A 15549-nucleotide genomic window follows, 5' to 3' on the forward strand; every position below is an offset into this window, starting at 1 on the left:
CCAATATTTTCGTCGTTTAGGCCGAAGACATCGTGGGCAAGCCGCCGAGGGCCGACTCGACTGTTTGCATCAGAGCATCATCCCGCACGATACCAAAGTGGTCGGCGTCGATTTCGATTGAGCTCAACTCTTGCTGGCTTATCTGCTCTGCAAGCGCCAGACGCTCGGCCACGGGACGTGCGGCTGCCCACCAGCAGACCGGCTCTACCAATAGCGGCCTTAACGAAGGCGCTTTTGCAGATATCGCTTTCAGATGCCGCGCAACCATAAAGATGCGGGCAAGCTCCTCCGCGCCCATATCCGCGTAACCGCCGGCCGTTACGCCGGCAAGGTCTCCTGCGCCTTTTCGTTTATTGTTACCTGCTGCTGCAATCAGGCGCTCGATCCGGTCTTCTATCATCTGTATCGATTCGGGGAGCGAATGTATCAGGTTTCCGTCAGGCGATTCCTCGCCCTCCGCCCCATCAATACCTGTTGCCGCATGGGGAAACAGCACGGAAACGAAATCCGAGAAATCCCGCTGCCAATCATCCACGTCAGGTTCATCGATATTTGGAATGAAAGGATCAATGAGTCCCAGGAATGCTACCGTTTGCGCGTCCGCCTCCAACCGGGCGGCAATCATTGCCGCAAGCGTGCCACCAAGAGACCAGCCTATCAGGTGATAAGGTCCCTCCGGCTGCATGCTCCGGATGATTCCAGAATAGTCTTTCGCCATCTGCTCAAGCGAGTCATCCCGGTGCGCGGGATTGCCCAGCATCCGGCAGGGAAGCCCGTAGACAGTTCGCTGATTCTGGAATTGCCGGGCCAGGGGCTGATAGTCAAAAACGGTTCCCAGTCCCGCATGGATGCAGAATAATGGCCGTACGGTTTCCTGTACATTGGTCCGGTTCAAGGCCAGCAATGCATTCGACTGGGTGAAAGCCTGCACCTCCAGCCCAAGCAGTCCAGCGATGGTCGGCCGCTGCATCAAATCCCTCAGCTTGAAGTTGAATTTCGCATCAGGCAGGGTGCGCATTCGCGCCATTACCTTCAGGCTGGATAACGAGTCTCCGCCCAGAGCAAAAAAGTTATCGCTTTCACCCACGCGCTCGACCCCCAGAACGTCTTGCCATACTTCCGCGAGCATTTTGGCTTCCGGAGTGGAGGGCGCCCGATATGCGTCAATCGCGATTGCGCCTGGCTCGGGCAAGGCTTCCCGGTCGAGCTTACCGCTGGGCAAACGGGGCATCGTCTCCAACGTAATGAACATTGTGGGGAGCATGTATTCGGGTAATCGTTTGCCAAGCTCCTGCTTGAGCCGCGTGCTTATTTTGGACGGATCTTCCCTTGAAGCACTTGGTTGGGACACCACGTATGCGACAAGTTGCGCACCTGTCGCAGCCTGGTGAACCACCACCGCAGCGTCCGCGATGCCATTAACCTCGCGTATGCGTGCCTCGATTTCACCCGGCTCGATACGAAACCCTCGAATCTTTACCTGATGGTCGGCGCGTCCGATGTATTCGATATTCCCGTCACTCATCCAGCGCACGAGATCGCCGGTCCGGTAGAGCCGTCCGCCGTTGTCATCGAAGGGATCGGCGACAAAGCGTTCCGCCGTCAGGCCGGCGCGTCCGAGATAGCCACGTGCCAAGCCATACCCGCCGATGTACAGCTCGCCCACCTCGCCCATGGGTACGAGCTGCAGGTCGTCGTCAAGCACATAGGCTGTGCGTTCGCCGACGGGACGCCCAATCGGCGCGTACGTGCAATCAAAGCTATTGCTCGCCTCGGTCTTCCAGATCAATGGCGTGACAACTGTCTCGGTCGGCCCGTATCCATTGATGAGAATGCGGGGTCGCAGGGTACGGCGGACCAGATCGTAGGAAGCCTTGGGCATGGCTTCCCCTCCGAATACATACAGATCCACCGGAGGAGGATCGGCGCGAGGCGCGGCCCACTCGGCCACCTGGCCCAGATAGGCCGGCGGAAACGCCGCATTGGTTATGCCATAGTGATGCAGTGCGTCGTAGGTCTGTTCGGCGGTCCACAGCTCCTGATCCCGTATGGCCAGTCCTGCGCCCACAGTGAGGGCGGTGAGCCAGCGCTCATGAGCACCATCAAACGAAAACGACATGAAAAGCAGTTCGCACGATCGGGGCGTCATGCCGTAGATCTCAGCCGTAGCCTGGCAGTGCATGGAAAGGGGCCCATGCGCCACGGCGACACCTTTCGGCAGCCCCGTGGACCCCGAGGTGTAGATGATATACGCCATGTTGTGTTCATTGATCGCGCTATCCGGGTTCGACGCCTGCTCCTCGGCAAGATCGGCCGGATCGAATATCAGCACCTGCACCCCGGGTTGATCAGGCTCAGTTACTGCAAGCTTTGACGACAGGCTTGCCTGAGTGATAAGAAGAGACAGGCCGCTGTCTTTCATCATGAATGCGAGCCTGGCGGATGGATACTCCGGGTCCAGCGGAACATACGCTCCTCCGGCCTTTAGAACGGCAAGCAGCGTGACGATCATATCCAAGGATCGCTCCAGTGCGACCCCTACACGAACCTCAGGACCAATACCCATGCGGATAAGGCGATGTGCAAGCCGGTTCGCCCCTGCATTCAGCGCGGCGTAGGAAAGCTCGCGCTCGCCCATCAAGAGTGCAATCGCATTAGGCTGCGCAGTTGCATTGCGCTCGATCAGGCTGTGAACAGGTTGGCGCGCCTGTGCCGGGAAAAGGGAAGCCGGGCGGGGAGCCCGACCGAGAGAAAACAGATATTCCAGGCCGCTCCTTTCCATCCATCCGAGTTCACCCACCGCACGGGAAGGATTGGCTATCATTTCCCGCATCAGGTGTTCCATCTGGGCGCGCAGGTCCAGCACGAAGTCGTCTCTAAAATCCTTCCGGCCGTATGCGTATTCGATTTCCATCGTCTCGCCAAGGGTCACCTGCAAATCCATGGCATAGCCTGTAAGCCCCTTGCCTTCCATTTCGCCGAAACGAAGTCCGTAGAATTCGTTGCTGCGAAGGGTCTCGACGATAGGAAAGTTTTCGAAAACCACGATGCTGTCGAACAGAGGTCGGCCCGACGACCCCGCCCAGCGTTGAACGTCCGCGAGGGACGCATGCTCGTATTCGCGCAAGCGGGCATTGGTTTCCTGCATCGACTCCAGGTATTCTGCCACCTTCAGCCCGCTTTGCCGTTTGACCGGAATGGGAATCGTGTTGATGAAGAGACCAATGATTTCGTCTGCCCGATGCAGACTGGGGGGGCGGCCCGCTATGGTCGCCCCAAATACGACCGTTTCTTTGCGCGTATGGCGCTGGAGCAGCAGCGCCCAGGCCGCCTGTACGAACGTGTTGACCGTAACCCGCTGCTGCTGCGCGAAGGCCCGCAACTGACCCGTTTCCTCCCGGTCCAAGCGAGTATAGATCAGCTCGAAGCCCTCACGCTGGTCCGTCTCCGCGGAGTTGGCTGAGGGTGACGCCAGCAGCGTCGCGCCGTCCACGTGGCCAAGCTCGGCTTGCCAGAAAACCTTCGTCGCTTCCGCATCCTGATCGGCAAGCCAGCGCACGTAATGGCCATAGTCCGGTCCGGGTGCGCCAAGAGCCTCGCCGGCGTAGCAACGCAGCCATTCGCTTATCAGGATCGATTCACTCCAGCCGTCCAGTAGGATGTGGTGCAACGTGCAGACCAGCCGATAGCGGTCATCGTCTATGCGAATCAGGCTGAGCCGGCCCAGGGGGGGTGCGAGAAAATCGAATTCCTGCTTCAGGTCTTCGTCCAGGTAGGCCGCGATACGTGATTCCAGTTGGTCGTCACCTCTCCAGTCCAGGAGTACGACTTGGACTTCCGCCTGTTTGAACACTATTTGCAACGGTCGTGGCAGGCCTGACTGCCATAAAAAGCCCGTGCGCAAGACAGGATGCCGCGCAACCATCGTTCGCCATGCATCTACCAGCCGTTCAGGCACGAGACCGGTTACTTCAACACTGAACTGGTTCACATAGAGGCCCGTGCCCGGCGCTTCCAGGGTATGGAACAGCATTCCTTCCTGAGTCGGCGATAGCGGATAGACATCCTCGATTGCTTCCTCGCCGAAACTCAGCCCGGCAATCGTTTCGGCACTCAGGTGATCACGCAGATAACCGCGTTCAGGCTTCGCTGCCACGACGACGGGTTCACGAATGACTTCCGCCTCCTCTGCCAGCGTAGCCACGGTCTGGCGTTGGAACAGTTGCCTTGGCGTGATCTTCCACCCCGCGCGGCGCGCCTCGGTAACGATCTGGAGGCTGAGGATAGAGTCGCCGCCCAGTTCAAAGAAGTTATCATGCCTGCCTACTTGAGCGATACCCAGTACTCCCCCCCAGATAGCGGCTAATGTTTCCTCCACCTCCCCCTGAGGCGCCTCGTAATTTTCCGCATTAGCGAACTCGGGCTCGGGCAAGGCCTTGCGGTCCACTTTACCGTTCGGATTAAGGGGCAGTCTTTCAAGTACCACGATCGCATAGGGGAGCATGTAATCCGGCAGGGTTTCGCGCAACGCCTCCCGGAGGACATGGCCATCGGCCGTCGCGTCAGTCGCCGGGGAAACGTAGCCGACAAGTCTTTTCCCGCTTGCCCCGCCTGCCGCACCCGGTGCTTCCTGCACAACGACCACCGCTTCCCGCACCTCGGGCCGTGCCAGCAATAGCGATTCGATTTCCCCCAACTCGATCCGAAACCCGCGAATCTTGACTTGGTGATCCAGCCGCCCGAGGTACTCGATCTCTCCATCCGCCCGCCATCTCGCCAAGTCTCCCGTGCGGTACAGCCGACCTCCCCGGCAGTCGAAGGGGTCGGCTATGAACCGCTCCGAGGTAAGCGAAGCCCGGTTAAAGTACCCGCGAGCGAGCAGGTCGCCGCCAATGCATAGCTCACCCGGAATCCCTACGGGAACAGGGATCAGGTTCGCGTCAAGCAGGAAGATGCATCGGCCCGCAAGCGGGCGGCCGATGGGCACAGACACGGGCACCTGACCCAGCCTCGACTCATCGCCCCTGGGCAGGCTGGTGCAATCTGCCACCGTGGCGGTTACGGTTGCCTCGGTCGGGCCGTAGGTGTTGAGCAGCTTCACGCCCTGAAGCCCTGCTTCCTGCCATGTGTTGATGCCCTCCTGCGTCATTGCTTCCCCACCCACGTGCACTTCGCGCAGCAGCCCGTAATCCCGGTGGCCGTTCCGGGCAAAATCCTGCAATAGTGAAGACGCGTAAGCGGTAGTCAGATCGGCCACCGTGATCCGCTTTTCTATCAGCTCACGGTAAAATGTCTCGCTATCCCAGAGCGAAGCGCCACGCAACACAACAGCCGCTCCTGCGCACAGGGGAGGAAAAAGCTGTTCAACAAATCCGTCAAAGTTAAGGGTGGAAAACTGCAACATTCGATCGGAAGAGTCGAGATTGAAGAAACCGATCGATACCTGGGCATGTTCGGCGAGCGCTGAGTGGGGCAGTCCCACGCCCTTTGGTTTTCCGGTCGATCCAGAGGTATAGATGACATAGGCGAGGTTATGCCCGTGGAGGCAGACGTCGGGATTGGTTTCCAATTCGGCTGACAGGTCCAGCTGGTCCAGTTCCAGCACCCTGCATCCTTGCGGACAAGGTATGTGCGAACGGAGCGGACTTTGCGTCAGCAATATCCCTATCGCGCTGTCCGCCACCATGTACTCGAGGCGATCACGCGGATAGTCGGGATCCAGCGGCACGTAGGCGCCCCCTGCCTTAAGAATGGCCAGTAGCCCCACGATCATATCGACGGAGCGTTCCACCGCGATGCCTACCTTGACCTCGGGCATGACCCCAGACGCGATCAACCGATGCGCCAACCGGTTTGCGCGTCGGTTCAGCTCGGCATAACTGAGCTCAACGCAGTCGAGCCCGGCACCAAAGATCAGCGCCAACGCTTCCGGCCGGGCTTGTACCTGCCGCTCGATCAGACAGTGCACCGGTTCCGTATTGCCGTAGCGCTGCTCGTTCACACCCCACGCGGTGATCTGCGCCCGCTCCCCTGCACTCAATAAGTCTATCTCGCACGACAGCCGGCTCGTCCCCCGGACGATATCTTTGAGCAGCCGGGTGACCTGTTTTGCGATGGAGTCCACCGCAGCCTCGGAGAAATGGGTGCAAAGATAGCTATAGTGCAAGCGAAGCGTGTCGCTCTGGAGTATCGAAACGGTCATCGGATAGTTCGTCGTTTCCCGGCCGCCGAGGTCCGAGAAAACGAGACCGCCGGGTGCGGCTTGCTGCAGAGCCTCGTCCATCGGATAATTCTCGAAAACCAGGATGCTGTCGAAAAGCCCTTCTCCGCTTCTCCCCGCCCAACGCTGAATTTCGTACAAGGGGGTTTGTTCGTGCTCGCGCAAGGCGATATTCCGTTCCTGCAGATCGCGCAGCCACGAAACCTTCTCTCGTTCCGGATCAAGGGCCACGATCATCGGCAAGGTGTTGATGAACAGCCCCAGTAACCGGTCCGCGCCCGGCAGATCCGCTGGCCGCCCGGATACCGTCGCGCCAAAGGCCACTGTCTGCAGCCCCGTATACCGGTGGAGCAGCAGTGCCCATGCTCCCTGCACAAGCGTATTCACAGTAATATGTTCGCGGCGGGAAAAGCGAATCAGGCTTTCGGTGACAGACTGCTCCAGTTCGACAGAATATTCGCCGTAGCCAGCCGTCTTTGCCGGGCTGGGCAATACGCTTGCCAGCCGCGTGGGCTGGACCACGCTTGCCAGTTGCTGTCTCCAATAAACTTCCGAAGCATGCGCATCCCGGCGGTCGAGCCATTCAATGAAATCCCGATAGCGGCCTCCTCCCTGTTCTGCACGCGCCGATGACGGAAAGCCGCTGCCATATTGGCGAAGTACCTCACCCATTAAACGGGAGGTACTCCAGCCGTCAAGCAGAAGATGGTGCATGGTCCAGATGAAGTGATACCGGTCTTCGTCAAGGCGGACCAGGGTGAGCCGCATCAGCGGCGGCCGTGCAAGATCAAACCCTTTTGCCCGCTCCGCTTCCGCCAGCTTTTCGAGATCCGTTTGCGCGTTATCCGCTTCCCGATGGCCTGCGGAGGCGGTTGCCGGCCTGCGCCAATCGTACTCGATGAAGGGCAACTCGACAGACTTCGCCACCCATTGCAAAGATGCCCTGCCGCGGTCGAGAAAGGCGGTGCGCAGCGTTTCATGTTGGCCCATTACCGTTTGCCACGCAGCTTTGAATCGTCTGACATCCAATCCCTGGATGTCGACTTTGAGCTGGTTGAGGTAGACGTCGGTATCGGCATCCGCGTCGAATACGCTGTGAAACAGCATTCCCGACTGCATGGGCGAAAGAGGATATAAATCCTCTACCTGTTCACGCAGGATCGGAAGGCTGTCCAATTCCTCCTGCGTAATGCGAGCGAGCGGGAAATCCGACGGAGTAAAATCGAAATTACCGCCAACGCAATGACCAATCAGCGATTCCAGCTCGACCCGGAGGATTTCACTGAATGCTTTAATTGCAGCTTCATCATGGCGCTCCTCGCTGTAGCTGATGTTTACCCTAAGCTCACCCTCGTAAACATGCGCATTAATGGAAACGCCGTGGCTTGAGGGTGCCGCCTTGTCTATCAAGTCGCCCACAGGCTCATCCGCCAGCGTCCACAAGGCCTTTTCGTCAAAACTTGTATCGAATTGGCCTAGATAATTAAATACCACTTCCGCTTTCGGCAGACATGCCAAAGCTTGCCGCTGAGCCGGTGTGCCACAATATTTGAATAACCCGTAACCCAGGCCTTTATGAGGAACCTGCCGGAGACTCTCCTTGATACGCTTGATTCTTTGAGCCAAATCTCCGGACGCGTCGAGTACCACGGGATAGAGGCAGGTAAACCACCCCACGGTACGCGAAAGGTCGATCTCCTCGTATAAATCCTCGCGGCCGTGGCCTTCCAGATCAATCAGGATCTTCTCATGACCGCTCCACCGGCAGAGCGCGCTTCCGAGGGCAACCAGCAAGAGGTCGTTGACTTGCGTGCGATACGCCGCAGGTGCCTGCCTGAGCAGCGCATGCGTCAAGTCGCTGTCCAGCCTGATCTCAATGCTGGCCTGCTCGCCGAGCTTTTTTGTCCCGTCGGAAATGCTCGATGGCAGCGTTGCCTGCGCATCCGCCAAGCGATGCCAGAAGGTCAGCTCATCCGCATGCTCGTGAATATACCCCCGCAGCCGCTTGGCCCAAGTCCCGTAGGCTGCACTTTTCTCGGGCAATACCACCGCGGTATTGCTCAGGGCCTGACCATATGCGGTCTGCAAGTCTTCAAGCAAAATGCGCCAGGAAACACCGTCAATGACCAAGTGGTGGATAACCAGCAGCAAACGCTGGGCACCGTCCGCCATATCAATCAGGGCAACGCGCAGAAGTGGCCCTTCGACCAGGTTCAGGCTGCGCTGGACCTCGTTGCATATCGACTCGAACTGACCTGTGCTCTGCGCTTGACGCTCCCAAAGCAACTCGCTTGCAACCTCTTTGCTGCGATTTGCGCTGTAACTTTGCTCCCAGCCGTTGCCGTCCTGCTTCGCATATCGAAAACGAAGAGCATCATGGTGCTGCACGATGCTCTCCAGCGCTTGAATGAGCGTTTCCCGTTGCAAACAATTGCGGCTTTTCAGGAGAACCGCCTGATTCCAGTGATGCCGGGCGGGAATCTCCTGTTCGAAAAATTCCAGCTGGATGGGCAGCAAAGGCACCGGCCCCAGTTGCTCCCGGTTTTCGTTCCCGTTCTCTAGACCGCTACTCGGAGTAGCCCCGGCTGTTACCGCGGTCACCACCGGTGCGAGCGCGGCTATGGCTTGGCGTTCAAACAATTGCCTCGGCGTGATCTTCCAACCCACGCGGCGTAATTTCGTTACGATCTGGAGGCTGAGTATGGAATCGCCGCCCAACTCAAAGAAATTGTCCTGACGCCCCACCTGCTTGATGCCCAGTACTTCCGACCAGACGGCCGCAAGCGCCTCTTCCACTTCCCCTTGCGGTGCCTCGTAATTCTCCGCATTCTCAAACTCCGGCTCAGGCAATGCCTTCCGATCCACCTTTCCGTTCGGATTCAACGGCAGGCTTTGCAGCATTACGATGACAGAGGGAATCATGTAATCCGGCAGCGTTTTCTGCAGGGCCTCCCGCGCAGTCGCGCTATCCACCTCGGCACCCGGTTGAGAGGAGATATATGCCACCAGCCTGATCCCCCTCGAAGCAGCGGTGTCCCCCGCGTGGTCTACGCTGGCCGGACCCTGCCGCGCAACAACCACGGCTTCCCTTATCTCCGGCTGCGCCAGCAGCTGCGCCTCGATTTCACCCAACTCAATCCGGAAACCCCGCACCTTCACCTGATGATCCAGCCTGCCCAGATACTCAACCTGCCCATCTCGCCCCCAGCGGGCCAGATCGCCCGTACGGTACAACCGCCCTCCCTGAGAATCGAATGGGTCGGCTATGAAGCGCTCTGCCGTTAGTCCGACCCGATTAAGATAGCCGCGGGCGAGTCCGTCGCCGCCCAGGTACAATTCGCCCGCCACTCCCTGCGGAACCGGATTGAGATGGCTGTCGAGAATGTATGCCCTACGGTCTCCAACAGGATGACCGATCGGGAGGTATGCGGACTCAAACTGTGTTTCAGGGTAAGCCTTGAAAATCAGCGGAGTAATGACAGTTTCCGTAGGGCCGTAACCATTTATAATGCGCGGCGGCTGCAGCGTTTCCTGCACAAAATCGAAACTCGCCCGGCTCATCGCTTCGCCGCCCACCGTATAGGAACGGATGGGCAGGCTCCTTCCTGCTGTGCCTGTCAGTTCCGCCAACTGATGCAGATAACCCGGCGTGAAACAGGCGATGGTTATCCCGTGCCGCTCGATTTCGTTGACCGTACGATCGACCGTCCACAGCTCGTTGTCGCGTGGCATCAACGCCGCGCCGAAAGCCAGGGGTACGAGCCAGCGCTCATGCGCGCCATCAAAATTGATCGATGCAAACTGAAGCTCGCGATCGGATACTGTCATACCATACATCTCGCCGATCGATCGCACATGCATTGCCAGCGGCCCATGGGCGACACCCACGCCCTTTGGTTTTCCGGTCGATCCGGAGGTATAGATGACATAGGCGAGGTTATGCCCATGGAGGCATACGTCGGGATTGGTTTCCGGTTCGGCTGTCAGGTCCAGCCGGTCCAGTTCCAGCACCCTGCATCCTTGCGGACAAGGTATCTGCGAACGGAGCGGGCTTTGCGTCAGCAGCATCCCTATCGCGCTGTCCGCCACCATGTACTCGAGGCGATCACGCGGATAGTCGGGATCCAGCGGCACGTAGGCGCCCCCTGCCTTAAGAATGGCCAGTAGCCCCACGATCATATCGACGGAGCGTTCCACCGCGATGCCTACCTTGACCTCGGGCATGACCCCAGACGCGATCAACCGATGCGCCAACCGGTTTGCGCGTCGGTTCAGCTCGGCATAACTGAGCTCAACGCAGTCGAGCCCGGCACCAAAGATCAGCGCCAACGCTTCCGGCCGGGCTTGTACCTGCCGCTCGATCAGACAGTGCACCGGTTCCGTATTGCCGTAGCGCTGCTCGTTCACACCCCACGCGGTGATCTGCGCCCGCTCCCCTGCACTCAATAAGTCTATCTCGCAGAGACAGCGTTCCGCGTGCTCGGCCAACTGATGAAGGAGATGAAGATAATGCTGGGCGAGGAGCCTGACCGTGCCCGACTCGAACAGTTCGGCCGCATAGGTGAAGGTAGCCTCCACCGTGCCATCCAATCGCTCGACCGTATCCAGGGTTAGTTCGAACTGGGCTGCTTGTCCCCCAAGGTCGTAATTTTCGACCGTTAATCCGGGTAATTGCTCTGATTCACGGTGATCTTCACGCAGATGGTTGTACAAGACCTGAAACAACGGGTTCTGATTCAGCGTGCGTTCGGGTTGAAGGGCCTCGACAAGTTGCTCGAAAGGCAGGTCCTGGTGCGTCTGCGCGCCAAGGGCCGCTTCGCGAGCCTGATCGAGTATGACCTTTAGCGTCATGCGCGCATCAATGCTGTTGCGCAGCACCTGGGTATTGATGAAAAAACCGATCACGTTCTGAATCTCGACCCGGTGCCGATTGGCGATAGGCACGCCGATACGTATGTCGTTCTGTCCGGCATAGCGTTGCAGCAAGGCCTGAAACCCCGCCAGTAACGTCATGAACAGCGTCGCTCCCTGGTTTTGCGCCCGGCGCTGCAAGCCCGCTGTGAGCACAGACGGCAACATAAAGGTATGAGACGCAGCGCGATAGCGCGCATCCGAGGATCTGGGGTGATCGACAGGCAACTGCAATGCCCCATGCTCTTCTCCCAACTGGCCACGCCAATAGGCTAATTGCCTATCCTTCTCCCCTGCTTCGAGCCAATTGCGCTGCCATATCGCATAGTCGGCATATTGAACCGGCAATACTGGCAGAGAGGCTCTCGGTGCCTCGCCTCCTTCCTTTCTCGCTTCTTCGCGGGATATGTGTTCGCGGTAGACGATTGCAAACTCATGAAAGACGATCTGGTTGGACCACGCATCGGATATGATGTGGTGCATCACCACGACCAGCAGGTGTTCTTCCGGCGCTGTTCGGATAAGCGCAACGCGCAGTAGCGGGCCTTGCGTGAGGTCAAAAGGGGTAACCCCTATCCGGCTGGCCTCCTCCTGTGCATTCTTCTCCCGCTGCTCGACCGGAAGACTGCTGAGGTCGATCAACGGTATATCAACCTTTCCCTGCGCCTGTATAACCTGTTGTGGCAATCCGTCCTCGTTCGCCTGAAAAACGGTACGGAGCGATTCATGCCGCGCAACCAGCACCTGAAAACTTGAACGCAGCGCTTCAACATCGAGCCTTCCGCTTAAACGCAAGGCGCCGTTCAGGTGATACGCAGTGCTCAATGGTTCAAGCTGCCATAAGAACCAGTGCCGCTGCTGCGCATAGGAAAGCAGCCTCCGCTTTTCGCTTTTTTGCGGAACGATGGGGAGGAGAGAGAAGTCGAGCCCCCGCTTCTTCAACGCAGCGAGGAATTCTTTCTGTTTCCCGGGCGCAAGCGCTGCAAAGCGCCCGGCAATATCATGCTTGTTCAATTCCATTCAACTCTCCATTAAATCAAGCAATTCCACCATTCCCGACAACTCGTCATACTCATCATTTTGTTCAGCAAAGGGACGTCTTTCGTGAACAGCGGCCGCAATATCTTTTAGAAGAGGATTTTCAAAATAGAGGCGCAGTGGCAATGAAACGGACAGAGCCTGTTGCAGCTTCTGCTGAACCTGCAGTATGGCCAGAGAATGTCCCCCCAGCTCGAAGAAATTATCGTGGCGTCCGACCTGAGCAATACCCAGTACTTCACGCCAAGCCCCTGCAAGTGCTTCTTCCACTTCGCCTTGTGGCGCCTCGTAGTGGCTGGTACTGACAAAATCAGGCTCGGGCAACGCCTTGCGGTCCACTTTGCCGTTCGGGTTCAGCGGCAAACTCTCCAGGACCACGATGGTGGAAGGAACCATGTAATCCGGCAGTGCTCTACCCAGCGCTTCGCGCAAGGCGCCCACATCTGCCCGGGACCCGGGATGCGGGGCGACATAGGCCACCAGCCTGGCTCCGCTTGGCCCTTCCTGGGCTATCACAATCGCTTCCCTGATCTCGCGCTGCAAAAGCAGCTGGGCTTCGATCTCCCCAAGCTCGATGCGGAAACCTCGTATCTTGACCTGGTGATCCATGCGGCCCAAGTATTCGATCTGTCCATCCGCACGCCATCTCGCCAGATCCCCCGTGCAGTACAGCCGGCCACCCCTCTCATTAAATGGATCTGCAATGAAACGCTCGGCAGTCAAACCCGGCCTGTTCAGATAACCACGGGCCAGCAGGTCTCCCCCTATGCATAATTCACCTGCCACGCCTGGCGGAACCGGAACAAGGTTTGAGTCAAGCAAATAGATATTACGCGCCGCAAGCGGTGCGCCAATGCTTACCTGCGCGGGCATGTCGTCATTTGAGTAATGACTGCAATTCAACGCAGTGGCGGTTACGGCTGCTTCGGTCGGGCCATAGGTATTAAGAAGCGTGATGCCGCCAAGCCCCGCATCGCGCCAGGCCTTGAGTCCTTCGGGTGACATGGCCTCGCCGCCTGCGTGTACTTGTCGCAGCAGACCGTAATCCTGCAAACCTCGCCTTGCAAAATCCTGAACCAGCAACATCCAGTAGGCGGTGGTAAGATCGACGACGGAGATGCGTCTAGTGACGAGCTCCCTGTAAAATGTCTCGCTGTCCCACAATGCAGGGCCGCGTAAGACGATTCCCGCACCGGCGCATAACGGTGGGAAAAGCTGCTCGACGAAACCGTCGAAATTGATCGTAGAAAAAAGAAGCATCCGGTCACTGGCGTTCAGACGAAAGAATCCTACTGCTGCCTGAGCATGCTCCGCCAAGGCACGGTGAGACAGGCCCACGCCCTTTGGCTTTCCTGTTGAGCCGGAGGTATAGATGACATAGGCGAGGCTATCGGGGTGCATGCAAACTTGAGGGTTGCTTGCCGTTTCGCTGCTCACATCCACTCTATCCAGCTCCAGCGCCTCGCATCCGGGCGGACACGGTATGGATGCCCTGATATGGCTCTGCGTCAGCAGCATGCCGATGGCGCTGTCCTCGACCATGTATTTCAGGCGCTCGGGCGGATACTCCGGGTCGAGGGGCACGTACGCGCCCCCAGCCTTGAGAACCCCCAACAAACCGACGATCATGTCAATCGAGCGCTCAACCGCGATGCCCACCTTCATGTCGGGCTTAACGCCCAACGAGATCAGCCGGTGCGCTAACCGGTTCGCTCTCTGATTGAGTTCTGCATAGCTCATTTCGAAATTATCAAAAATGAGGGCGGTAGCGTCGGGACAAGACTCCACCTGCCGTTCTATCAAATGGTGCACAGGCTCCGTGTTCGAATAGCGGTGCTCGTTGATTCCCCATACCTTCAGTTCTGCTCGTTCGGCTTCGCTCAAAAGGTCAATATCGGCCAACGATCGTTCAGGGTGCGCCGCCAGCTGCTCAAGCAGGTGAAGGTAATGGCCGGCCAGACGCCTGATGGTGTCAGGCTCGAACAACTCCGCGGCATAACTGAACAGGGCGCTTACCTGCCCATCCCCATGCTCAGTCGTATCCAGCGTCAGTTCAAACTGCGCAGCCTGATCGCCTACCTCGTAGCTCCCCAGCGTGAGGCCAGGCAGTTGCTCCAGTGGACGATGATCTTCGCGCAGGTGGTTATACATGACCTGAAACAACGGGTTCTGATTCAGGTTGCGTTCAGGCTGCAGTGCTTCAACCAGTTGCTCGAATGGCAGGTCCTGGTGGGCCTGAGCGCCCAGCGCTGCTTCACGCGTCTGGTCGAGAAGAACTTTAAGGGAAGCACGACTGTGGATACGGTTACGCAACACTTGGGTGTTGACGAAAAAACCGACAATGCTTTCGACCTCGATGCGGTGACGATTGGCAATCGGAACACCCACGCGTATGTCATCCTGGCCGGTGTATCGGTGCAATAACGCCTGAAAGCCAGTGAGCAGCGCCATGAAAAAAGTGGCACCCTGACGCTGCGCCTGCCGCTGCAATCCCGCAACCAGCGGAGCCGGCAGCACAAATGAATGGTGCGCTGCCCTATAGCTGGTAATGGATGGCCGGGGATGATCAGCGGGCAACTGCAGTACCGGATGATCCTCTCCCAACTGTCCACGCCAGTAAGCCAGTTGCCGGTCTTTCTCGCCCGCTTCCAGCCAGCGGCGTTGCCATACCGCGTAGTCCGCATACTGAATCGGCAGCACCGGCAAAGAAGGCGCCTGCCCTTGCAGGCGGGCACGATATTGGGCGGCAAACTCATTGATGATGATGCGCTTCGACCAGTCGTCGGTCACAATATGATGCATCACCACCGCGAGCAGGTGCTCCTCGGGCGCGACTCTGATAAGCAGCACCCGCAGTAGCGGACCGTTCGTGAGATCGAAAGGCATCGCATTCAACGCGTTGATTTCTTCGTTCGCGCGGGCAGCGCGTTGCGCATATGGCAAGCCGTCGAGGTCGATCAGCGGGATAACCAGTGGCTGTGCCGCTTCGATGACCTGCTCGGCCATTCCCTCCGCGTTGGCCCGGAAAATAGTGCGCAGTGATTCATGACGCATAACCAGTGCGTCAAAACTTGAACGCAACGCTTCAACATCCAGCTTCCCGACTAAACGCAACGCGCCGCTCAGATGATACGCGGTGCTCAATGGCTCCAGTTGCCATAAAAACCAGTGCCGCTGCTGCGCATAGGACACTAATGGGGGCTGCAAGGACTCTCTGCGCGGAATGGTGGGCTCACCCCCGGCCAGAGCCCCGCCAGATGCCAGGCGTTGCGCAAGCCGATGCCGCTGTTCCGGTGTCAGGCGCGCACGCCTGCCCGCAAGGTCGTCGTTACTCATCAAAGAACCGCCGCCCAAATGTCTGGCCGAATGCGAGGGGTCGC

At 58.4% G+C, this 15549-nt stretch carries 2 protein-coding genes; both read right to left on the reverse strand.

Annotated features, from left to right (window positions below; all coding sequences use genetic code 11):
• Nucleotides 1-16: 16 nt before the first annotated feature.
• The gene (locus BM022_RS05385) at nt 17-12151 is read right to left on the reverse strand and encodes an amino acid adenylation domain-containing protein (protein ID WP_091137517.1); all 12135 of its coding nucleotides are present in this window, start codon (nt 12149-12151) and stop codon (nt 17-19) included.
• Nucleotides 12152-15505 (reverse strand): non-ribosomal peptide synthetase, encoded by a 3354-nt coding sequence (locus BM022_RS05390; protein WP_091137518.1) that lies wholly within the window; start codon nt 15503-15505, stop codon nt 12152-12154.
• Nucleotides 15506-15549: the final 44 nt, after the last annotated feature.

This window comes from Nitrosospira sp. Nsp14, assembly GCF_900113575.1.
In the GTDB taxonomy this organism is placed as follows: Bacteria; Pseudomonadota; Gammaproteobacteria; order Burkholderiales; family Nitrosomonadaceae; genus Nitrosospira.